The organism is Bradyrhizobium sp. 2S1 (genome assembly GCF_011516625.5).
In the GTDB taxonomy this organism is placed as follows: domain Bacteria; phylum Pseudomonadota; class Alphaproteobacteria; order Rhizobiales; family Xanthobacteraceae; genus Bradyrhizobium; species Bradyrhizobium septentrionale.
This window is the reverse complement of record NZ_CP147717.1, coordinates 10146886-10167708: the sequence shown is the minus strand read 5'-3', so window position 1 is coordinate 10167708 and position 20823 is coordinate 10146886. Positions and strand designations below refer to the sequence as shown.

The 20823-nt window shown below is 63.9% G+C and carries 19 protein-coding genes; 5 read left to right on the top strand and 14 right to left on the bottom strand.

Annotated features, from left to right (window positions below; all coding sequences use genetic code 11):
- Positions 1–11: 11 nt before the first annotated feature.
- Genes HAP54_RS48305 through HAP54_RS48275 form a run of 7 tightly spaced genes read right to left on the bottom strand, consistent with a single transcriptional unit; the run spans position 12 to position 6645 of the window.
- Positions 12–1058, bottom strand: a complete 1047-nt coding sequence (locus HAP54_RS48305) for a branched-chain amino acid ABC transporter permease (RefSeq protein WP_166298248.1) — start codon at positions 1056–1058, stop codon at positions 12–14.
- Positions 1058–1930 (bottom strand): branched-chain amino acid ABC transporter permease, encoded by an 873-nt coding sequence (locus HAP54_RS48300; RefSeq protein ID WP_166298247.1) that lies wholly within the window; start codon positions 1928–1930, stop codon positions 1058–1060. Before HAP54_RS48300 ends, HAP54_RS48305 begins: the two co-directional genes overlap by 1 nt.
- Positions 1931–3865: an AMP-dependent synthetase/ligase gene (locus tag HAP54_RS48295; RefSeq protein ID WP_166298246.1), complete on the bottom strand. Its 1935-nt coding sequence runs from the start codon at positions 3863–3865 to the stop codon at positions 1931–1933.
- Positions 3865–4461, bottom strand: a complete 597-nt coding sequence (locus tag HAP54_RS48290; RefSeq protein ID WP_224741989.1) for an ABC transporter ATP-binding protein — start codon at positions 4459–4461, stop codon at positions 3865–3867. The genes HAP54_RS48295 and HAP54_RS48290 overlap by 1 nt, the downstream gene beginning before the upstream one ends.
- Positions 4353–5336 (bottom strand): ABC transporter ATP-binding protein, encoded by a 984-nt coding sequence (locus HAP54_RS48285; protein WP_224741475.1) that lies wholly within the window; start codon positions 5334–5336, stop codon positions 4353–4355. Before HAP54_RS48285 ends, HAP54_RS48290 begins: the two co-directional genes overlap by 109 nt.
- Before the next feature lie 5 nt (positions 5337–5341).
- The gene (locus HAP54_RS48280) at positions 5342–5728 is read right to left on the bottom strand and encodes an FAD-dependent oxidoreductase (protein WP_210297438.1); all 387 of its coding nucleotides are present in this window, start codon (positions 5726–5728) and stop codon (positions 5342–5344) included.
- 50 nt (positions 5729–5778) lie between these two features.
- On the bottom strand, positions 5779–6645 hold the full coding sequence (locus HAP54_RS48275) for a phytoene desaturase family protein (protein ID WP_210297439.1): 867 nt from the start codon (positions 6643–6645) through the stop codon (positions 5779–5781).
- A gap of 251 nt (positions 6646–6896) precedes the next feature.
- Here HAP54_RS48275 and HAP54_RS48270 point away from each other — a divergent pair, with 251 nt between their 5' ends.
- The 4 genes from HAP54_RS48270 to HAP54_RS48255 all read left to right on the top strand — a co-directional run bounded on the left by HAP54_RS48270 (position 6897) and on the right by HAP54_RS48255 (position 10319).
- Positions 6897–7532, top strand: a complete 636-nt coding sequence (locus HAP54_RS48270; protein WP_166298245.1) for a TetR/AcrR family transcriptional regulator — start codon at positions 6897–6899, stop codon at positions 7530–7532.
- A 162-nt stretch (positions 7533–7694) separates the two neighbouring features.
- Positions 7695–8183, top strand: a complete 489-nt coding sequence (locus tag HAP54_RS48265; protein ID WP_166307198.1) for a DUF417 family protein — start codon at positions 7695–7697, stop codon at positions 8181–8183.
- Between the two features lie 541 nt (positions 8184–8724).
- Complete coding sequence (locus HAP54_RS48260) at positions 8725–9855, top strand: serine hydrolase (RefSeq protein ID WP_175619331.1); 1131 nt, start codon at positions 8725–8727, stop codon at positions 9853–9855.
- Between the two features lie 131 nt (positions 9856–9986).
- Entirely contained in the window at positions 9987–10319 is a 333-nt protein-coding gene (locus HAP54_RS48255) for a hypothetical protein (protein ID WP_166298243.1), read from the top strand.
- 7 nt (positions 10320–10326) lie between these two features.
- On the opposite strand, the gene glgA is transcribed toward HAP54_RS48255, so the two are convergent.
- From glgA to HAP54_RS48240, 3 genes are all read right to left on the bottom strand, one after another.
- Positions 10327–11781 carry a glycogen synthase GlgA gene (gene glgA, locus HAP54_RS48250; protein WP_166298242.1) on the bottom strand — a complete coding sequence of 485 codons (1455 nt, stop codon included), beginning with the start codon at positions 11779–11781 and terminating at the stop codon, positions 10327–10329.
- Complete coding sequence (glgC, locus tag HAP54_RS48245; RefSeq protein ID WP_166298241.1) at positions 11778–13040, bottom strand: glucose-1-phosphate adenylyltransferase; 1263 nt, start codon at positions 13038–13040, stop codon at positions 11778–11780. Before glgC ends, glgA begins: the two co-directional genes overlap by 4 nt.
- A gap of 308 nt (positions 13041–13348) precedes the next feature.
- Entirely contained in the window at positions 13349–14683 is a 1335-nt protein-coding gene (locus tag HAP54_RS48240) for an IS1182 family transposase (protein ID WP_166202952.1), read from the bottom strand.
- 84 nt (positions 14684–14767) lie between these two features.
- Between HAP54_RS48240 and HAP54_RS48235 the strand changes: the two genes are divergently transcribed.
- Positions 14768–17950, top strand: coding sequence for an efflux RND transporter permease subunit (locus HAP54_RS48235; RefSeq protein WP_166298240.1), 3183 nt, complete (start codon positions 14768–14770; stop codon positions 17948–17950).
- Between the two features lie 36 nt (positions 17951–17986).
- On the opposite strand, the gene HAP54_RS48230 is transcribed toward HAP54_RS48235, so the two are convergent.
- The 4 genes from HAP54_RS48230 to HAP54_RS48215 all read right to left on the bottom strand — a co-directional run bounded on the left by HAP54_RS48230 (position 17987) and on the right by HAP54_RS48215 (position 20796).
- Complete coding sequence (locus HAP54_RS48230) at positions 17987–18205, bottom strand: hypothetical protein (protein ID WP_166298239.1); 219 nt, start codon at positions 18203–18205, stop codon at positions 17987–17989.
- A gap of 236 nt (positions 18206–18441) precedes the next feature.
- A complete protein-coding gene (locus HAP54_RS48225) occupies positions 18442–19242 on the bottom strand; it encodes an SDR family NAD(P)-dependent oxidoreductase (RefSeq protein WP_166298238.1) in 801 nt (266 codons plus the stop codon).
- Between the two features lies 1 nt (position 19243).
- Entirely contained in the window at positions 19244–19798 is a 555-nt protein-coding gene (locus HAP54_RS48220) for a carboxymuconolactone decarboxylase family protein (RefSeq protein WP_166298237.1), read from the bottom strand.
- A 47-nt stretch (positions 19799–19845) separates the two neighbouring features.
- The gene (locus tag HAP54_RS48215) at positions 19846–20796 is read right to left on the bottom strand and encodes a hypothetical protein (RefSeq protein WP_166298236.1); all 951 of its coding nucleotides are present in this window, start codon (positions 20794–20796) and stop codon (positions 19846–19848) included.
- Positions 20797–20823 lie beyond the last annotated feature (27 nt).

The window sequence follows — 20823 nt, the reverse complement described above, 5'->3', positions numbered from 1 at the left end:
CTTTTTTTTGATTAGTAGCGCAGCGGCCAGTGCACCCAGGTCCGCCTGATGTCGTGCCAGGCGCCGAACAGCCCGCGAGGCTGGAAGCGCAGGAACAGGATGATGACGAGGCCGTAGAGCATGCTCTTCAGCTCCTGCGCGCCGGTCGTGAAGCTCGCGTCCAACTGTGCGCTGAACAGGCTAAAGACGAGCCTTGTCGCCTCCGGCAGCAGCACGATCAGGATGGTGCCGAGCACCGCGCCGAGCGCGGAGCCGAGCCCGCCGACGATCAGGATCGCCAGCGCCTCGATCGAGAGCAGGAACGGAAAGCCCTCGACGCTGACGAAGGAGAGATAAATGCCGTAGAGCGCGCCGGCGATGCCGGTGATGAAGGCCGAGGTGACGAAGGCGAACAGCTTGTAGGCATGTAGATTGATGCCCATGACGCGGGCCGCGGTGTCGTTGTCCCGGATCGCGACGAAGGCGCGGCCGACCCGGCTGCGGCGGATGTTGAGGGTCGCGAGCAGAGTCAGAACGGCGATGCCGAGGCAGAGATAAGTAAAGGCCGCATCGCTGTCGAAGCTGATGCCGAAGATTTCCGGCCGCTGCACCTGGATGCCGCGGGCGCCGTTGGTGAGCCAGCGCATCTCCAGGATCACGGTGTTGATGATGAAGGAGAAGGCGAGCGTGGTGATCGCGAGATAGAGCCCCTTGAGCCGCAGCGACGGCGCGCCGACGATCAGGCTGGCCAGCGCCGGCACCACGCCAGCCCCGAGGAAGCCGACCAGCGGCGGCATGTGGTACCTCGAGACCAGCACCGCATAGGCATAGGCGCCGGTGACCAGGAACCCGACATGGCCGAGCGAGATCAGGCCGGTATAGCCGGTCAGGATGTTGAGGCCGAGCGCGCCGGTCACTGTGATCAGGATGATCATCAGGAACGAGAGCGCATACGAATTCAGCGCGAAGGGCGCCGCGATCAGCGCCAGCAGCAGCACGGCCGACCACAGCCATACCGGCGGGGAATCGATCAGCGCGACCAGCTCGCCATAGCTCTGCTTGTAATCGCCGGTGCGCATCACACCCTCTCGATGTCGCGTTCGCCGAAGATGCCGAACGGGCGGACCATCAGCACCACGATGATCATGGCAAAGCCCGCTACCTCCTTCATGCCGGAGCCGACATAGCCGCCGGCGAGGTTTTCGGTGATGCCGATCAAGAGGCCGCCGAGGCCGGAGCCGAGCACGGCGTCGAGGCCGCCCAGGATCGTGGCCGGAAACGCCTTCAGCCCGAGCTGAAACATCGCCGGCGACAGATCGTAGGACAGTGCGAAGAACACACCACCGATCCCGGCGATCACCGAGGACGCGGCCCAGGCCAGCGCATGCACCCGCGTGGCGCTGATACCCATCAACAGCGCGGTGCGGTCGTCGGCCGCGACCGCGCGCATCGCCACCCCGACCTTGCTGTAGCGGAAGAACGCCCAGATCGCGGCCAGCAGCAAAAGCAGCGTCGCAATGACGGCCAGCTGGCCGGTGCGTGCGCCGATGCCGCCGAGATGCACGATGCCGCGGCCAATGCCGATATCGAGCCCGTGCGGATAGGCGTCCCAGATGAAGTTGATCGCCGAGCGCAGGATCACCGCGAGCCCGATCGTCACCATCACGGTCGCGAACACTGGCTCGCCCAGCATCGGCCGCATCACGAAGCGCTCGATGATGAGGCCGAGCACGATCGCGGCGAGGATCGCTCCTAATGCGACGACGAACACATTGCCGCTGACCGTGGTCGAGATGGTCCAGGCGATATAGGCCGTGATCATGGTCATCTCGCCCTGCGCGAAATTGACCAGCCCGGTCGACTTGTAGATCACCGCAAAACCCATCGCGATCAGGCCGTAGATCGCGCCGATCGCGAGCCCCGAAATCAGCAGCTGGATGAGATACTGCATTCAGCCCTCCGCCCGGTAGATGATGGCGAGCTCGCGCGCGAACTTCTTCTCGATCATGGCGCGGCGCACTTTCTGCGTGGCGGTCAGCTCGCCGTCGTCGTGGTCGAGCTCCTTTTCGAGGATGGCGAAGCGCCTGATGTTCTCGACCCGGGCGAAGCGCTTGTTGGTCTCGTTGACGATACGCTCGACCAGCTCGTGCACCTCCGGCAGTTGCGACAGCGACTTGTAGTTGGTGTAGGCCAGCGCGCGGTCGCGCGCCCAGCGGCCGACATTGTCGTAGTCGACCTGGACGATGGCGCCGAGATACTTCCTGGCCTCGCCGACCACGATCGCTTCCTTGATGAATTCGGAATCCTTCAGCGAGTTCTCGATCTCCGAGGGCGCAATGTTCTTGCCGCCGGCGGTGATGATGATCGCCTTCTTGCGGTCGACCACGGCGATCTCGCCATTGTCGAGGACGTCAATGATGTCGCCGGTGCGCAGCCAGCCGCCTTGTTCCAGCGAAGCCATCGAGGCCTTCTCGTCGAGGAAGTAGCCCTTGAAGACGCCGGGATTGCGCAACAGGATCTCGCCGTCGGCATCACACTTCCATTCGGTCTGCGGCAAGGGCACGCCGCAGCCGCCGATCCGGTGGTGGCTTCCGGTCTGGATGAAGGCAACGCCGCCGCTTTCGGTGAGGCCATAGCCCTGTGACACCGGCCGGCCGATGATGTCGAAGAAGCGCAGCGTCTCCGGCGAGATCGAGGCGCCGGCACAGAGCCGATGCCGGCTGGTGGCGAAGCCGAGATGGCGCTGAAGGTTGCGGAACATCAGGAGATAGAGCAGGCCGTAAGCGATGTGATCGAGCCAGTTGTCCTTGCCGGTCTGCCGGCGATCCGACAGTGTGCGGCCCCAGGCGAGGCAGGCCCTGGTAAAGCCCTGCCGCAGCCGGCCGCTCTCGCCGAGCCGGAACAGGAAGCCCTGCTGCAGTTTTTCGTAGATGCGGGGCACGCCGACGAAGAAGGTCGGCGCGATCTCGCGGATGTTGATCGCTACGGTGTCGATCGATTCGGCAAAGGAGACGGTGCCGCCGAGCACGAGATGCGTCACCGTGCCGTAGCAGCGCTCTGCGACATGGCACAGCGGCAGATAGCTGACCGCCTCGAACGGCTTGTCGGCAATGCCGACGGTCGTCGCGTAGGCATAGGCCGCATAGACCAGATTGCGGTGGGTCAGCATCGCGCCCTTGGGCGGACCCGTCGTGCCCGAGGTGTAGACCAGGATGCAGACATCGTCGGGCGCGCCTTGGCTGATCAGCCGGTCGAGCGTGGCGTTGGCCTCCGGGTTCGCCTCGGCGTAGGCCTTGCCGCGCTCGCAGAGTGCCGCGAACGACATCAGTTCCGACTGCCGGTAGTGCCGCAGGCCCTTCATGTCGATGCAGACGATGGCCTCGAGATCCGGCAGGCCGCCATTGTTGGCCATCGCGTCGAGCACCTTGTCGGTCTGTTCCTGATCGCCGGTGACGACGATCCGCGCGCCCGAATGCTTGACGATATACTGCAGCTCGACCCAGGGGTTGGTCGGATAGATGCCGACTGCGACCGCGCCGATCATCTGGACGCCGAGATCGGCATAAAACCACTCCGGTGTGTTTTCGCCGGCGATGGCGACGCGGTCGCCCGGCTTGATGCCGAGCGAGAGCAGGCCAAGCGCGACCGCGCGCGCGGTCTCGTAGTAATGCCGCCAGGAATAGGGATTCCAGATCCCAAAATCCTTCTCGCGCAGCGCCAGCGCCTCGCCATGCATGGCGGCACGCTGCCGCAGCAATTGCGGGATGGTGATGGCGGCGTCCGTAAGCGCCGCCTGGAACGGATCGGCGCTCGTTGCCGGCGGGTTGCGAGTGGCGCTCGCCTGCATCGGCGGGTGAGCGGTGCGCAGGCTGTCCATCGTCGACATCACGCGCCCACCTTCATCGCCTCAGTGCGCTGGCCGCCAAGATAGGCCTCCGCGACCGCAGGATCACGCCTGACCTCGTCGGGCGTGCCTTCGGCGATCTTGCGGCCGAAATTTAGCACATGGATGCGGTCAGAGATGTCCATCACGATGCGCATCTCATGCTCGATCATCACGACGGTGATGCCGAGCTCGTCGCGGATGTCGAGCACGAAGCGAGCGATGTCCTCGGTCTCTTCCTGGTTCATGCCGGAGACCATCTCGTCGAGCAGCAGCAGTTTCGGCTCGCAGGCGAGTGCGCGGGCGAGCTCGACGCGCTTCTGCTGGCCATAGGACAGCGTGCCGACCACGGCGTCCCTGATATGCTCGATCTCGAGGAATTCGATGATGTGCTCGACCCGCTGCCGCGCCGCGATCTCCTCCTTGCGGGTGCGGCCGAAGAACACCACGGCATCGAGTACGGTCGAGCGGAGATGGGTGTGGCGGCCGGTCAGGATGTTCTCGACCACGGTGCCGAGCTTGAACAGCGCAAGGTTCTGGAAGGTGCGGCCGATGCCGACGGCCGCAAATTTCCACGGCGAAATGGTCGAGAGGTCAATGCGATCGAAGGTGATGCGGCCGCCGCTCGGCCGCAATACGCCCGAGAGTAGTGCTTGACATCGCGCAGGCTCTTGCGGCCGGCGGAGGAGACCCCGAGATAGAACTCCTGGACGTCCTCGTTGGCACTGAGCTTTTTTGCCGTACCGTCGAGCACGACGCGGCCGGTCTCCAGGATGTAGCCGTAGTCGGCGATATCGAGCGCGCGCTGTGCGTTCTGCTCGACCAGCAGCACCGTCATCTTCAGCTCGTCGCGCAGCCGAACGATCACCTCATAGATGCGGTCGATGATCAAGGGCGCGAGGCCGAGCGACGGCTCGTCGAGCGCCAGCAGCACAGGATCGGTCATCAGCGCGCGGCCGATCGCGAGCATCTGCTGTTCACCGCCGGACATGTAGCCCGCGATCTGGTCGCGCCGTTCATGCAGCCGCGGAAACAGCTCAAACACCTTGTCGCGCCGCTCGCGGGCCTCGGCGCCGGTCCTGGTATAGCCGCCCATCTGCAGATTTTCGTCGATTGTCAGCGCCGCGAACACGCGGCGGCCCTCCGGCACCTGCACGATGCCGCGGCGGACCAGCTCGTCCGGCGCAAGATGATGCACTTCATCATTGCGGAAGCGGATGCTGCCGTTCTCGATCACGCCCTCCTCGGTGTAGAGGATGCCGGACATCGCCTTCAGCAGCGTCGACTTGCCGGCACCGTTGGAGCCGAGCAGGGCGACGATGTTGCCCTCGGGCACCGCGATCGAGACGTCGCGGATCGCCTCGATCGCGTTGTCGTAGACGATCCGGATGTTGCGGAATTCGAGCAGGCCGTCCCGCGCCGGCGCAGTGAGCGGCGCTGCTTGCGGCCTCGGATGCGGGATGGTCGTCGGCATCTTGCTCAGACCCGGGCGGCCGCGAGGTGCGGCCGTGCGGCGAGGATCGCATCGGTGACGATCTTGGCGGTCTCGGCGCAGGCCTGGGTGCCGCCATTGCCATATTGCTTCACCGCGTCGCCGACGCACCACAGGCCTTCGATTCCGGTCTCGCGCGGCAAATCGTAACCGGCGCAGCTGCGTTGTGCCGGCCAGTCGTCGCGCATCACGCGGATCGACAGGATTTTGGCCTGGTCGAAATTCGCGAACTGCTCGCGCAGATCCTCGAGCGCCAGCGCGACCTCGGCATCCGAGTCGAAATCGCCGAGCGCCGGCACCGGCACGGCATAGGCGACATAGAGGTGCCAGCCGGGTGGTGCCAGTTCCGGACAGGTCGCGGAAAGGTTCGCCATGTTGCAGAGCCGGCGCGTCTTGCCGAAGGTGACGATGCCGGGATGGTTGATCAGCGGCTCGCGACGTTGATGACGATGTTGGCGGCCGGGCGAAGGTCGTTCTTCACCTTGGCGAGATAATCCGCCGGGAAAGCTTCCCTGCCGGCCAGCGCGACGGTGGCCTTCGGGCCGGCATTGCTGATGACGAGATCGGTGTCGATCCGCACCTTCTCGCCGTTCCTGAGGACGGTGACGCCTTCGACCTTGCCATTGGATGTGTGGATCGTGGTCGCCGGCGTGCCGAGCCAGATGTCGCCGTTGCGCCTGATCGCGGTACCCAGGCTGTTCCAGACGCCGATCGTGCCCCGCGGGCAGAAGCCGAACTTCTTGAAGGCGCCCTTGCTGGTGAAATAGGTCAGGAAGGCGCGGGCCGGCAGCTCGGCGGCGTTGCAGGCGAAGATCGCCGCGCAGAGATTGCGGAACAGCGCGTGCACCGTGGCGTTGCTGGTGTAGCCCTTCAGCCAGTCCTCGGTGGATTGCCGCCCGTCGGGTAGATTGCCGGAGCGGGCATCGGCAAATTTCTCCAGGATGCGCGAGGCCTGTTTCGTGAGTTGCCGGAGCAGCAGCGACCAGCCGCCGCGGCCGACGTCGATCACCTTGCCGTCGAGGAAGAACGAGCTCGCGGGCTCCGGCGCGCGGATCTCGAGCGGCGCGCCGACGGTGTGGAAGGTTTCCTCGAACACGCCGTCGAACTCGATCGCGATCGCGCCGATATTGACCTTGAAGCCGTCGATCTCCTCTGTCGAGGCGCGTCCGCCGAGCCGGTCCTTGTCGTCGACGACGAGCGTATGCAGCCCGCCATGGGCGAGCCGCGCCGCGGCGCACAGCCCGCCGGCACCGGCACCGATCACGACAGCATCGACCTTCTGAGAATCCACGCGCAACCTCCCTCGATGCCGCCGGGTTGGTCCCGGCGTGCGCAATCTGCTTGCTTGATGACGGGCACGACAATATAATCCGACCGGTCGTTCAAATTATTTTTTTGACGCAGGTCGCCGATGCCGCGAGCGATGGAAGAGTTCTGGTGGATGGCGCCCGCAAGGGGGAGGAGCGCGCGGGGCGGCGGTAGTATAGAGAGACGGCGGCCGCCCGATTCCGGCGGCGCCGATGGTGCACGAGAGAGACTGTAATGGCGCGGACGCGCTCGGAAAACTATGACGAGATCCAGCAGGGCATCCTCACCACCGCCTGCGGCCTGTTCGCGCGGCAGGGCTATATGCGTGCCTCGATCGCCGACCTTGCGGATGCCTGCAAGCTGTCGCGCGGCGCGCTGTACCATTATTTCGACTCGAAGGAAGCGATCCTGTTCGCGATCCTCGATGCGCATATTCGCGAGATGATTGCCGATGTCGAGGTTGCGATGGCCGGCAAGGCGACGACGCTGGAGCAGTTCCGCGCCGCGATCCAGGCCATCGTCGCGCTGAACGCGCGCTCGAGCGACGAGCAGCGCGTGATCCTCAACGACCTCTCGTTCCTCGGTGAGACCGAGCAGGATGCGATCAAGGCGCTGGAGCGCCAGCTGGTCGATACTGTCTCGGATCTTCTGGTCAAGCTCGACAAGGAAGGCAAGATCGTCAAGCGGACCAAGAAAATCTACAGCATGATGCTGTTCGGCATCCTGAACTTCAGCCACACCTGGTACGACCCGAAGGGCGGGATCGACCCTACGGAATTCGCCGACATGGTGGTGGACCTGTTCCTGTACGGTTTCACCATGCCGGTGCCGGCCAAAGACGCTGCGCGGGCGCTGCGCCAGCGCGCCTGAGTTTGTCGCGGCTGGCGACGATCTTCATCACCTCGTCTGCACATCATCGTGAAGGCGCGCCCCTGTCCCGCGCGTAACACACGCGCGACGCGCTGCGTAGTTTGCCACGAACGCCGCAACAGCGGCCGATGGTGGCATCGCACCGAGGGAAGAAACATCCGTATGAATCTGTCGTTCAACATTGCCGAACAAGGCGAGGGGTCTTATCGTCTGCTTGCGATCCTGCGCTGGGTCATGGTCGTGATCTTCGTGTCGTTCGGCATGCAGAAGTTCACGCTGCAGTCCGCCCAGGGCATCGCGCAGTTCATCAGCAACAGCCCGTTCATCTCGTGGCTCTCGGTGTTCGGCCTTCGGGGCGAGGCCTATGTGCTTGGCGTGGCCGAGTTCGGCATCGCTGTGCTGCTTGCCGCCGGTGCGTTCAGCCCGCTCCTGTCCGCGATCGGTTCGCTGATGGGCGTCATCACCTTCGCCGTCACGTGGTCGTTCTTCTTCACGACACCGGGGGTGGTCAAATGGAGCCTGTCGACCGACCCGATGGCCTGGAACCTGGCCGGCGAGTTCCTGTTCAAGGACATCGTGCTGCTCTGCGTCTGCCTCGTGCTGCTGTTGGCGTCGTTGCCGCGGTCGATCGTCCGATCACGCGCCGCATAGTCTCGCGCCGCGCGATCAATGGTTAAGCCATGCTTAATCAGGCAGCGCGTGCATCCGGCATCTGGAACCGGACAATTCGCCGCAGGCCGCCATGTCTTGTCACTCCATCCAATAGGCCTATGCAACCGTTGATTGACGAATTGTTGCTAGTAAGAAACGGTCCCGGTTGGGAGCGGAATGTGACGAAGTCAGACATATCGACGGTCGGCCCGGCACGCGCTGGTTCCATCTTCCCGTCGAATCACGCTCCCGACATTTTCAAACGTCCCGCATTTTTTAGTTCGATTGCAGTTCCCGCGCCGTGGCTGGAGTGGGAGGGCGGTCGCGGGCGCGGTTTCCGGCACTGATCGCCGGAACTGCAATCGCGCCGCCCCTTCCCCGGCGGGGCACGGCACAACACGCGCAATCGTGAATTCGGACGCACAGGTTCCATCGCTTAAGATTGCGATGTCGCCATCTCGCGATGGCTGAACAGATCCGCCCGCGGGTCGAATCGCAACATCGTCCCGATTTCGTTCTTCATGAGACGTCTTCGTTCCTTATGAGACCATCGCCCTCCGTCCGGATCGCGGCCGTCCTCTTCGCCGTCGCTGCTGGCGTGCTTGCGGCGGCGCGCGCGGATTCGGACATGGATGCGCAGCTCAGGGACATCGTCACTTCAGAGCTTGCGCCGACCGCGACCGCGGCGGATCCGGGCGGTCTCGCCGCGGCGGTCTATGCCGGCGGCCAGGTCACGTTCTTCACCTACGGTTTCGCTGACGCGGCGGCGAAGCGGCCGGTCGCCCCGGACACGCTGTTCAACCTCGCCTCGCTGCGCAAGCTGTTCGAGGCGACGCTGGTCGCGCTCGGCACCAAGCGCGGCGAATTGCGGCTGGACGATCCGGTTGCGAAGTACCTGCCCGAGCTCAACGGCGACTACATCAGCCGCGTCACGATCGGCGAGCTCGTCACTCACACGTCTGGCCTGCTGCTGCCGACCGACCACCCGCCATGGCCGAATGAAACTTTCAGCCGCGATCAGTTCATCGCGATGCTCAACGCATGGACGCCGCCGGCAGGGGAGCAGCCCGGCAAGCAGCGGATCTACAGCCATGCCGGCTATGTGCTGCTGCAGCTGGTGCTGGAGCAGCGCTATCGCATGCCGATCGCGACGTTGATCGAGAGCCGTATCCTCAAGCCGCTCGGCATGACATCGACCTTCGTTCCGGATCGCGACGAAGACAACCGCGCGTCGATGGCGCCCGAAATCATGCAGCGCATGGTGCAGGGATACGCCCATAACGGCACGCCGATCGGTCCGCCAGGCAATCAGCAGAGCTATTACGATTTCCCGGGTACCGGCCAGATGTTCTCGTCGGCGCGCGATCTCGGCATCCTGCTGCGCGCCTGTCTCGACAACGCGGTGATCGATCCCGAACTGCGTGCGGCATTGCAGATGACCGAGCGCGAGAGCTTTCGCGTCGATGCGAAGTTCGGCCAGGCGATGGCGTGGGAGCATGTGCGCCTCGATGACGTCACCGTCATCGACAAGCTCGGCGGGCTCAACAATGCCTCGGCCTATATCGGCCTGATGCCCGCGCGCAGGCTCGGTATCGTGCTGCTCGCCAATCGCGGCGACTATCCGCACGAGATCGCGCGCTACAAAATCCTTCCGGCGCTTGCGCGACTGTAATCGCGTTGCGTAGCAATCCGGTGACACGGCTCGCGCGGCCGCGGCAGAGGATGCATGCGAGATTGTGATGGCGCGGCATCCAGATCGGCTGTATAAGCCAGTAGCTTCTTCTCCATTTTGAAGAGGCTGATATGACCGACCTGCATCCTGATCTGCACACACATCCTGATCTGCATAGTTGGCTTTCGCAGCAACCGCACGGCGTACGAACCTTCAGGACTTTCCAGCAAAAACTCGAAACCTTGAGCAAGGACGACCCGGAGCAACGCGGCGTTTGCCGGCTGCTGAGCGGTCTCGTCGGCAATTACGTCGAAGCCTTCGACGAGGAGCCGCTGCCGGTGGCGGTCGCCGACCGCGCCTATGGCCGACTGCTCGACCTCGTCGCAAGCCTTGATTTCAAGGGAAATTCCGACCGGCGGCTGGCCGACATCAACCGCATTGCGGCGTGCGATCTGCTCAATTGATGGCGCTTCACCACCGCGCCGCGGCGAGCTCGCGATAGAGCGCGGCGTAGCGGCCGGCGCGGTTGTGCCAGGAGACGTCGGTGGCCATGCCGGCCTGCTGCAGTCGGCGCCAGGTCACCTTGTCGTTGAACAAGAGGTTTGCCTTGCGCAAGCCGCGCGCGAGCGCGTCCGAGGTGACGGGCGCGAACTTGACGCCGGTCGCCGCATCGCCGGTGACCGCGGCTTCGTCGAAGTCGAGCACGGTGTCGGCAAGGCCGCCGACATTGGCAACGATCGGGACCGCGCCGTACCGCAGCGCGCACAGCTGGGTGAGGCCGCACGGTTCGAAGCGCGACGGCACCGCGAGCGCATCGGCGCCGGCCTGGATCAGATGTGCCAGCGTCTCGTCATAGCCGATCACGACCCCGATCCGCCCGTGAGTTTCCTGCGCCAGCGCGGCGTAGCGATCCTGCAGATCGCGGTCGCCGCTGCCGAGCAGCGCGAGCTGGATGCCTTCGCCGAGCAGCGCTGGAATATTCTCGAGCAGCAGGTCGAGGCCCTTCTGCCACGACAGCCGGCTGATGACGCCGAGCAGCATCGCATCCGGCGCCGGATCGAGCCCGAAGCGCTGCTGCAGCGCCGCCTTGTTGGCCGCGCGCGCCGCCGGCTGCCCGGCGCTGTAACGCGCAACGATGTTCGGATCGGTGGCCGGATTCCACACCGTGATGTCGATGCCGTTGAGGATGCCGCTCAGCACGTCAGCGCGTTCGCGCAACAGGCCGCCGAACCCCATGCCGCCCTCGTCGCTCTGAATCTCCTGCGCATAGGTCGGCGACACCGTGGTGATGCGGTCGGCGAATTGCAGGCCGGCCTTCAGGAGGCTGATGGTGCCGTAATATTCGACGCCGTGCAGCGTATAGGCCTCGCCCGGCAGGCCGAACGTCGTCAGCATGTCCGGCGAGAACTGCCCCTGATAGGCGAGGTTGTGCACCGTCATCACCGTGCCCGGCCGCGGTCGTCCGCCATAGTGCAGGTAGGCCGGCGCGAGGCCCGCCTGCCAGTCATGGGCATGCACGATGTCGGGGACGAAGGTCTCGATTGCGCCCTGGCCGATCTCTGCCGCCATCCGCGACAGCGCCGCGAAGCGGATGCCGTTGTCCGGCCAGTCGCGTCCGTCGGGACCGACATAGGGATTGCCGGGGCGGGCATAGAGATGCGGTGCGTCGAGCGCAAGGAGATCGAGGCCGTCATGCGTGCCGCCGAGCACGCGGATCGGCTCGCCATAAAATTCTCCCCAGTGCAGCAGCGTCTCCGCCGAGGCCAGCGCCTTGAGCACAGCGGGATAGCCGGGCACCAGCGTCCGCGTTGCGACGCCGTGCTCGTTCAGCGCCGCCGGCAGCGCGCCGACCACGTCGGCGAGGCCGCCGGTCTTGACGATCGGGTAGACTTCCGAGGCGACCGCGAGGACGCGGATGGGCGTCATGTCCCGAGCCTGTCGATCATCGACTGCGTGATCAGCGTGACGCCCTGTTCGGTGGTGCGGAAGCGCTTGCCGTCGAACGCGGGATCCTCGCCGACCACAAGCCCCTCCGGAATCCGCACCCCGCGATCGATCACGACGTTCCTCAGCCGCGCGCCGCGGCCGACATTCACATAGGGCATGATCACCGCGTTCTCGATACTGGCGTAGGAATTGACGTGGACGCCGGTGAACAGCAGCGAGCGGCGTAGCGCCGCGCCGGAGATGATGCAGGCGCCCGAGACGAGCGAGGTCACCGCCTGTCCGCGCCGTCCGTCCTCGTCATGCACGAACTTGGCGGGCGGGGTGATCTCGGCATAGGTCCAGATCGGCCACGTGCGGTCGTACAGATCGAGCTCCGGCACGACATCGGTGAGATCGAGGTTGGCGCCCCAATAGGCATCGACGGTGCCGACGTCGCGCCAGTAGGAGCGGGGATCGTCGCCGGAGCGGACGCAGGAATCGTTGAACTGATGCGCCACGGCGCGGCCGTGCTTGACGATATAGGGAATGATGTCCTTGCCGAAATCGTGGTTGGAATTCGGGTCGGCGGCATCGCGGCGCAATTCGTCGAACAGGAATTGCGAGTCGAACACGTAGATGCCCATGCTGGCGAGCGACTTGTCGGGCTTGCCGGGCATCGGCGGCGGATCGGCCGGCTTCTCGAGGAAGGACTGGATCAGGCCGTTGTCGTCGACATGCATGATGCCGAAGCCGCTGGATTCCGCGCGCGGCATCTCGAGGCAGCCGACCGTGACGTCGGCGCCGCTCTCGACATGCTGCTTCAGCATCACCTCGTAGTCCATCTTGTAGATGTGGTCGCCGGCCAGCACCAGAATGTACTTGGTGCCGTGCGCCTCGAGGATGTCGATATTCTGGTAGACCGCATCGGCCGTGCCGAGATACCAGTTGGTCTCCGAAACGCGCTGGCTCGCGGGCAGGATATCAAAACTCTCGTTGCGTTCCGGGCGGAAGAAGTTCCAGCCCATCTGCAGATGCCGGATCAGGCTGTGCGCCTTGTACTGGGTCGCCACCGCGATGCGGCGGATGCCGGAATTCACCGCGTTCGAGAGCGCGAAATCGATGATGCGCGACTTGCCGCCGAAATAGACCGCCGGCTTGGCGCGCCTGTCGGTCAGCTCCTGGAGTCGGCTGCCGCGCCCGCCGGCCAGCACATAGGCGAGGGCGTGACGCGACAATGGTTCATTTCCGACTGCTCTCATGGACATCCTCCCAGAACTTCAGGCCGCCAAGTCTTCAGCTGTCAAGGCTTCAGACTGTCAAGGCCTCAGGCGCGGCCCCGCTGCCTTCTCTTGTCCGGAAGGCCTGATCGGGCGCCAACGGGGCCGATGGGGAACGTAGCAAGGCGCCCCGGTTGAGCAAAGCGGGATGGCGGGTTTTCGTTCCTTGGATCTCGGCTCCCGCGCAGCGGGGTTGCGACTTGGTTAAGCCTATTGACGACGCGTGAATTCGGCCTAGGAGCCCGTCCAGATATGTTTTCGTGACGGGCATTTGTTGTAGAGTAGCAGGCTCAGGCTGCGTTTGCGAGGTTGAACAGCTTGAGGAGGTTATGGACGGTGCAGATCATTGTCCACTCGGCGCGCACTTTCTCGATGCCCCGCAACAGGAACTGGCGGAAGCCTCTTGCCTGTTTGATCTGCCCGAACACCGGCTCCACCACTTGCTTTCGCAATCGGTAGGGTGTTTCGAAGCCGCCATCGTCGATCTTCTTTCGCATGGCCTGTGTCAGCGGGCCGCCGACTTTTCCGTTCGCTACTGTCGGGTGCTTGGCGCGTCCGGGCGCGACATAGCCATCGATGCTGCGTGTGTCGAGCGCTTCGAGATTGGCTTCGCTGCAGTAGCCGGAATCCGCTGAGGCCTGCCGCGGCTTGCGGCCAAGATTGCTCTCGATGGCCTCGATCAGGGGCACCAACTGGCCCTGATCGCTGCCGTGCTGGGTCAGTTCTTGCGCGACAATGATCTGGGCATGTGCATCGACGGCCGCCTGGGCATTATAGGCCTGAACGAAGCCATCCTTCGACTTCATGATGCGGCTTTCCGGATCGGTGAAGTTGCGTTGCGCCTTGGGATTGGGTTCCTCCGATGGCAGCGCCGCCGGTTTGCCCGGCTTCTTGCGGCCTTCGGCCTGGCGCTGCTGTTCCTTTTCGGCCTCGATGCGGCGCTCTTCCTCCGCCGCCAGTTTGGCGTCCGCTTCCAGCGCCGCCATCGCTTGCTGGATCTTCGCCAGCCGTTTCTGCTTGTCGACGGTCCAGTCCGGCAGTTCGTCGCTGTTGCCGAAAGTCTCATCCTCCGAGGCATCCGCCGCCTCGGCGGCCGCCAGCATGCGAGCGACCTCGGCCTTCAATTCCGCCTCGCGCTTCTTCATGCGCTCATAACTCATCGCCTTGTGTTTCGACGCGTTCGCCTTGATCTTCGTACCATCCAGCGCGACATGACCGAGCTTGACCAGCCCGGCCGTCTCGCACAACTTCAGAACCTGCACGAATAGCGCGCCGAGCGCCTTCAAATGTCGCTTGCGAAAGTCGCTGATCGTCCGAAAATCCGGCGCATCCAGCGCCACGATCATCACAAAATCGTTCCGCTCCCGGCAGGCCTTGGCAATCCGACGCGACGAATACAGCCCACTCGCATAGCTATGCAGCAGCAGCGCCACCATCATCCGCGGATCAAACGGCGGCTGCCCAAGCCCGCTCACATAGCTGCCCATGATCTCCCTGAGATCGAGGCTCTCCCGCACCAGATCAACCATAAACCGCGAGACATGGCCTTTCGGCACGAAGTCCTGCACATTCGGCGGCAGAAGCAGCGTCTGATCGATGTTCCAAGGCCGAAAATACTTGCTCATCGCCCAATGTTGAATCAGACCCGACCAGATTTGAACAGCGACTATCCAGACAAGCTCCTAGGCGCTGCGCGCGGGGGCGGAGCCATGAATCTCTCAAAATTCTTCATCGACCGGCCGATCTTCGCCGGCGTGTTATCGATCCTGATCTTCCTGGCCGGCCTGATTTCGCTGCTGGCGATGCCGATCTCGGAATATCCCGACGTGGTGCCGCCGTCGGTCGTGGTGCGCGCCACTTATCCGGGCGCCAATCCGAAGGTGATCGCCGAGACGGTGGCAACGCCGATCGAGGAACAGATCAACGGCGTCGAGGGCATGCTCTATATGTCGAGCCAGGCGACCACCGACGGCGCGATGACGCTGACGGTGACGTTCCGGCTCGGCACCGACCCCGACAAGGCAACGCAGCTGGTGCAGAACCGCGTGCAGCAGGCCGAGCCGCGCCTGCCGGCCGTGGTGCGCCAGCTCGGCATCATCACCAAGAAGAGCTCGCCCGACCTTACCATGGTCGTGCATTTGCTGTCGCCGAACAACCGCTACGACATGACGTATCTGCGCAACTACGCAGTGCTCAACGTCAAGGATCGGCTGGCGCGGATCGACGGCGTCGGCGACGTCCAGCTCTATGGCGCCGGCGATTATTCGATGCGGGTCTGGGTCGACCCGCAAAAGGCGGCCGAGCACGCGTTGACCGCGAGCGACGTGGTGCGCGCGATCCAGGCGCAGAACGTCGAGGCCGCCGCCGGCGTGGTCGGCTCCTCGCCGAGCGTCAAGGGCCTCGACCTCCAGCTCTCGGTCAACGCCGAGGGGCGGCTGTCGACCGAGGAGCAGTTCGGCGACATCGTGGTGAAGACCGGCGCGAACGGCGACGTGGTGCGGCTGCGCGACGTCGCGCGGATCGAGCTCGGCGCCTCCGAATACGGCCTGCGCTCGCTGCTCGACAACAAGCAGGCGGTCGCGATCCCGATCTTCCAGGCGCCGGGTTCGAACGCGCTGGAGATCTCCGACCATGTCCGCGCCACCATGGCCGAGATCAAGAAGAACATGCCGGAAGGCGTGTCATACCAGATCGTCTATGATCCGACGCAGTTCGTGCGTTCCTCGATCGAGGCCGTCATCCACACCCTGCTCGAGGCGATCGCGCTCGTCGTGCTGGTCGTGATCCTGTTCCTGCAGACCTGGCGCGCCTCGATCATTCCGCTGATCGCGGTTCCGGTGTCGATCGTCGGTACCTTCGCGGTGATGCATGTGTTCGGCTTTTCGATCAACGCGCTCAGCCTGTTCGGCCTGGTGCTCGCGATCGGCATCGTGGTCGACGACGCCATCGTCGTGGTCGAGAATGTCGAGCGCAACATCGGATCCGGCCTGTCGCCGCGCGACGCCACCAACCAGGCGATGCGCGAAGTGTCGGGCCCGATCATTGCGATCGCGCTGGTCTTGATTGCGGTGTTCGTGCCGCTCGCCTTCATCTCCGGCCTCACCGGGCAGTTCTACAAGCAGTTCGCGCTGACGATCGCGATCTCGACCGTGATATCAGCGATCAACTCGCTGACGCTGTCGCCGGCGCTGTCGGCGCTGCTCTTGAAGGGCCATCACGAGCCGAAGGACTGGCTGACCCGGATCATGGAGAAGTCGCTGGGCTGGTTCTTCCGCGGCTTCAACAAGGTCTTCACGAAATCCTCCGAGAACTACGGCCGGACCGTCACCAAGGTCATCTACGGCAAGGCTGCGGTGATCGGCCTCTATGTGCTGCTGGTCGGTCTCACCGGCGTGCTGTTCAAGCAGGTGCCGAGCGGCTTCGTGCCGGGCCAGGACAAGCAGTACCTGGTCGGCTTTGCCCGGCTGCCCGACGGCGCCACGCTCGACCGCACCGAGGAGGTGATCCGCAAGATGAGCGACATCGCGCTGACGCAGCCGGGTGTCGAGAGCTCGGTGGCGTTTCCCGGCCTGTCGATCTCCGGCTTCACCAACTCCTCCAACGCCGGCATCGTGTTCTCGACGCTGAAGCCATTCGACGAGCGCAAGGATCCGTCGCTCAGCGGTCCGGCGATCGCGGCGGCGCTGAACAAGAAATATGCCGGCATCCAGGATGCCTTCATCGCGATGTTCCCGCCGCCGCCGGTCAACGGCCTCGGCACCATCGGCGGCTTCAAGCTGCAGATCGAGGACCGCGCGGGCCTCGGCTATGAGGCGCTGAACGATGCGACCAAGGCGTTCATGGCCGCGATGCAGAAGGCGCCGGAGATCGCCGGCGTGTTCTCGAGCTTCCAGGTCAACGTGCCGCAGCTGTTCGCCGATATCGACCGCACCAAGGCGTTGCAGCTCGGCGTGCCGGTGACGGAAGTCTTCAACACGCTGCAGATCTATCTCGGCTCCTACTATGTCAACGACTTCAACAAATTCGGCCGCACCTATTCGGTCTATGTGCAGGCGGACGCGCCGTTCCGCGCGCGTGCCGACGACATCAGGCAGCTGAAGGTGCGTTCGTCGTCCGGCGACATGGTGCCGCTGTCGGCCTTGCTGAAGGTCCGCCAGAGCGCTGGGCCGGAGCGTGCGATCCGCTACAACGGCTTCCTGTCATCGGACATCAACGCCGCCGCCGCGCCCGGCTATTCCTCCGGCCAGGCGCAAGAGGCGGCAACGCGAATCGCCGCGGAAACGCTGCCGCCAGGCTTTGCCTTCGAATGGACCGACCTGACCTATCAGGAGTTCATTGCCGGCAATTCCGGGCTCTGGGTGTTTCCGTTGGCGATCCTTCTGGTGTTCCTGGTGCTCGCCGCGCTCTACGAGAGCCTGGCGCTGCCGCTCTCGATCATCATGATCGTGCCGATGGGCCTGTTGGCCGCGATGTTCGGGGTCTGGCTGTCGAAGGGCGACAACAACGTCTTCACCCAGATCGGCCTGATCGTGCTGGTCGGATTGTCGGCCAAGAACGCCATCCTGATCGTCGAATTCGCGCGCGAGCTCGAATTCGCCGGACGCTCGCCGATCCGCGCCGCGATCGAGGCGAGCCGGTTGCGCCTGCGGCCGATCCTGATGACGTCGATGGCGTTCATCATGGGCGTGCTGCCGCTGGTGCTGTCGACCGGCGCGGGCTCGGAGATGCGGCGCGCGATGGGTGTCGCGGTGTTCTCCGGCATGATCGGCGTCACGATCTTCGGCCTGTTCCTGACGCCGGTGTTCTATGTGCTGCTGCGCAGCCTCACCGGCATGAAGCCGCTGACGCAGCATGGCGAGGCGACCATTCCCGGAAAAGCACACGCGGCATGATGTCGCGTGTGCAAGCTTGGTGTCATCTCGAAGAGGTCAGGCTGCGATGTCGAGCAGCAGAACTGACGAACCGCGGACCAGCACCTTGCGGCCCGCGGGGGTCAAGGCGAACGCATCTCCACGCACTGCGACATAACCGAGCGTGATCAGGCTTTCGACGGCAAACCGGTTCAGCCTTGAAGGGTTTGCTGCGGGAGCCCGCAACGCTTTCAGCGCATCCCACTGATCGGGTCTGAGTTCGAATTCTTCGCTCATGGTCTTGGCACTCCAGAAATCTTGGGGTGCGAGATACAGAGCGCAGATGAATTTCGTGCGACCAGAACGAGTCAGGATTTCGATTTATGTGGACGCGCCGTCACATCGCCGTGTCATTGGAATACTTCAAGTTTTTCGAATCATTGCGGCGCATTGACGCGTGATTTCGTCACAGTGATTAACCGCACGCCGTCACACAGGTTAATCACCTGGATTAACCGGGTTAATCATCTCGATTAGCCGCGTCGCACGCTTGCACCGCCATCGACCGGCAACGTCACACCGGTGATGAAATTGGCTTCATCCGATGCAAGAAACAGCGCGGCGTTGGCGACATCCCAGCCGGTCCCCATCTTGTGACGCAGCGGCACCTTGCTGTCGCGTTCCGCCTCGACCTCGGCGCGGCTCGTCTTGAATTCGCGGGCGCGCGTATCCACTGCCATCGGTGTGTTCATCAGCCCCGGCAGGATCACGTTTGCGCGAATGCCATATTGCGCATTCTGGTAGGCGAGCTGCTCGGTGAAGGCGATCATTGCCGACTTGGTTGCCTTGTAGGCGACGTAAGGATAGGTCGTGATTGCGGCCATCGACGAGATGTTGATGATCACGCCGCCTCGCTGGCGCCGCATGATGGGGATCACATGCTTGGCGGCCAGGACGCAGCTCTTCAGATTGATCGCCACGCAGCGGTCGAATGCCTCCTCGGTGATGTCGAGCAGTTCGGCGTCGCCGCCGGAGAGGCTGACGCCGACATTGTTGTGCAGGATGTCGACGCTGCCCCAGTGGGCGTGCGCGGCGACCACCATTCTCTCGATGTCGACGCTTTTGGTGACGTCGGCCTTGAAGGCTATAGCAGTGCCGCCCTTAGCCGCGATCAGGTCGACGGTTTCCTGCGCCGATGCCAGATTGTGATCGACGCACAGCACCTTGGCGCCTTCGCGGGCGAAGGTCAGCGCGGTGGCGCGGCCGTTGCCGATGCCCTCGCCGGGGCTCTGGCCGGCGCCGACGACGATGGCGACGCGATCTTGCAGGCGCATCTCACTTCACTCCCTGTAACGGGTACTGTTGCAGTACGTCTTTGTAATAAGGTTCGTTGTCGATCTGCATGGTGGCGAGCACCCGCACCACGGCGCAATAGAACGCAATCGTCAGCACCAGGTCGGTCATGTGCTCGTCGGACAGCTCTCGCTTGATCTCGGCGAAGGTCGCATCCGACATCGCAAGCTCGCGCACCATCTCGCGGGCGCCCCTGAGGATCGCTTTCGCCAGCGGCTCGAGTGTCGACGGCTTGCCGTCGGTCTCCGCGATCAGGCCCTTTATGTCCTCATCGGTGACGCCGAACTCCTTGCCGATCTTCACATGGTGGGTGAACTCGTATTCCGACTTCTCGAGCCAGCCGACCTGCAGGATCGCAAGCTCGCGCAGCCGCGGATCGAGCTTGCTCTTGAAGCGGATATAGCCGCCGATGCCGTTGAAGGCGCGCGCCATATCCGGCGAGTTGACCAGGAGCTTGTGCAGATTGGTATTGCGCTTGAGCATGTCGCGATATTCGGGTGCGACCTGATCGGCTTCGAGATAGGGCAGGCGGGCCATTGTTGTTGTCCTTGGTTCGGCGGCTTGCGGAACAGGCGGCTGTCGCTTCAGCCGTAGAGTGCTTTGTGCTCGGTTTCGTAGTTGGCGTAGGAGTCCTTCATGCTGGCGCCGTTGAGCAGCATGGTCGCAACCTCAGCATTGTCGGCATCGAACACGGTCGAGCGCACCCACATGCTCTCGGTGCGCTTGCTGCCCGAGAGCGCGACCACCTCACGCTCGACCCAATAGGTCTCGCCCGGGAATAGCGGCCCGCGCACCAGCCGAATTTCCTGATCGGCGAACAGGCCGACGGCGGGGCCACGGACCGGCAGGCGATCTTCGCGCGCGCGGTATTGGAACAGCACGCTCAGCATCTCCATCGGGATGATGGCGCGGCCCCAGGGATTATGCTCCAGCGAATAATAGTCTGATGGTTCGGTGATCACCTTGAGCTTGTCGGCCAGCGAGAACGGATAGAGATCGCCCATGTTCTGGTCGAAATCCATCTTGATCGCCTGCCGCGGCGTCTTCATGCCGACCTTGATGTCGGCGAGGATCACGGGATCGGTCAGCGGCTTCAATTCGCCGAGCCGGTGGCTCAGCGCCGTCTCGCTGCCGTCGCCGTCAATCGAGGTGGTGCCGCGCAGGATTTCGGTGCCGTCGCGCTTGATCATCCCGATCGTGCAAACAGTCTGGCCCGGCTTCGGCTTCTCGATCTGGGCCTGCACCTCTTCGCCTTCGAACACCGGATTGCGGTAATGCGCCGACAGGCATCCGGTCATGAACCAGGCCCGGCCCCAGATCCGCTCGCATAATGGCGCGAACTGGCTGAAATGGGTCGGTCCCTCGATCGTGCCGCCGCGGAAGCCGAGCTTCTGCGCGGTTGCGTCGTCGTGGATCGAGGCGTGCGAGTCGTAGGTCTGGGCCTGCAGCATCTGCTTCGGGCTACGCCACGGACCCACCAGCAGATTGCCGTTCTCCACGATTTCCGTCGTGAACGCGGATTCGACTGTAATCATCCTTGGTCTCCCTTTGCGCGCCACCGT

What these genes read in the sequence shown, in the direction of transcription:
- HAP54_RS48230 (WP_166298239.1), bottom strand. Translation starts at nt 18,205, where the DNA reads ATGAGCGAAGAATTCGAACTCAGACCCGATCAGTGGGATGCGCTGAAA.
- HAP54_RS48255 (WP_166298243.1), top strand. Translation starts at nt 9,987, where the DNA reads ATGACCGACCTGCATCCTGATCTGCACACACATCCTGATCTGCATAGT.
- HAP54_RS48280 (WP_210297438.1), bottom strand. Translation starts at nt 5,728, where the DNA reads ATGGCGAACCTTTCCGCGACCTGTCCGGAACTGGCACCACCCGGCTGG.
- HAP54_RS48220 (WP_166298237.1), bottom strand. Translation starts at nt 19,798, where the DNA reads ATGGCCCGCCTGCCCTATCTCGAAGCCGATCAGGTCGCACCCGAATAT.
- HAP54_RS48295 (WP_166298246.1), bottom strand. Translation starts at nt 3,865, where the DNA reads ATGTCGACGATGGACAGCCTGCGCACCGCTCACCCGCCGATGCAGGCG.
- HAP54_RS48215 (WP_166298236.1), bottom strand. Translation starts at nt 20,796, where the DNA reads ATGATTACAGTCGAATCCGCGTTCACGACGGAAATCGTGGAGAACGGC.
- HAP54_RS48235 (WP_166298240.1), top strand. Translation starts at nt 14,768, where the DNA reads ATGAATCTCTCAAAATTCTTCATCGACCGGCCGATCTTCGCCGGCGTG.
- HAP54_RS48285 (WP_224741475.1), bottom strand. Translation starts at nt 5,336, where the DNA reads ATGCCGACGACCATCCCGCATCCGAGGCCGCAAGCAGCGCCGCTCACT.
- HAP54_RS48305 (WP_166298248.1), bottom strand. Translation starts at nt 1,058, where the DNA reads ATGCGCACCGGCGATTACAAGCAGAGCTATGGCGAGCTGGTCGCGCTG.
- HAP54_RS48265 (WP_166307198.1), top strand. Translation starts at nt 7,695, where the DNA reads ATGAATCTGTCGTTCAACATTGCCGAACAAGGCGAGGGGTCTTATCGT.
- HAP54_RS48225 (WP_166298238.1), bottom strand. Translation starts at nt 19,242, where the DNA reads ATGCGCCTGCAAGATCGCGTCGCCATCGTCGTCGGCGCCGGCCAGAGC.
- glgA (WP_166298242.1), bottom strand. Translation starts at nt 11,781, where the DNA reads ATGACGCCCATCCGCGTCCTCGCGGTCGCCTCGGAAGTCTACCCGATC.
- glgC (WP_166298241.1), bottom strand. Translation starts at nt 13,040, where the DNA reads ATGAGAGCAGTCGGAAATGAACCATTGTCGCGTCACGCCCTCGCCTAT.
- HAP54_RS48240 (WP_166202952.1), bottom strand. Translation starts at nt 14,683, where the DNA reads ATGAGCAAGTATTTTCGGCCTTGGAACATCGATCAGACGCTGCTTCTG.
- HAP54_RS48260 (WP_175619331.1), top strand. Translation starts at nt 8,725, where the DNA reads ATGAGACCATCGCCCTCCGTCCGGATCGCGGCCGTCCTCTTCGCCGTC.
- HAP54_RS48270 (WP_166298245.1), top strand. Translation starts at nt 6,897, where the DNA reads ATGGCGCGGACGCGCTCGGAAAACTATGACGAGATCCAGCAGGGCATC.
- HAP54_RS48300 (WP_166298247.1), bottom strand. Translation starts at nt 1,930, where the DNA reads ATGCAGTATCTCATCCAGCTGCTGATTTCGGGGCTCGCGATCGGCGCG.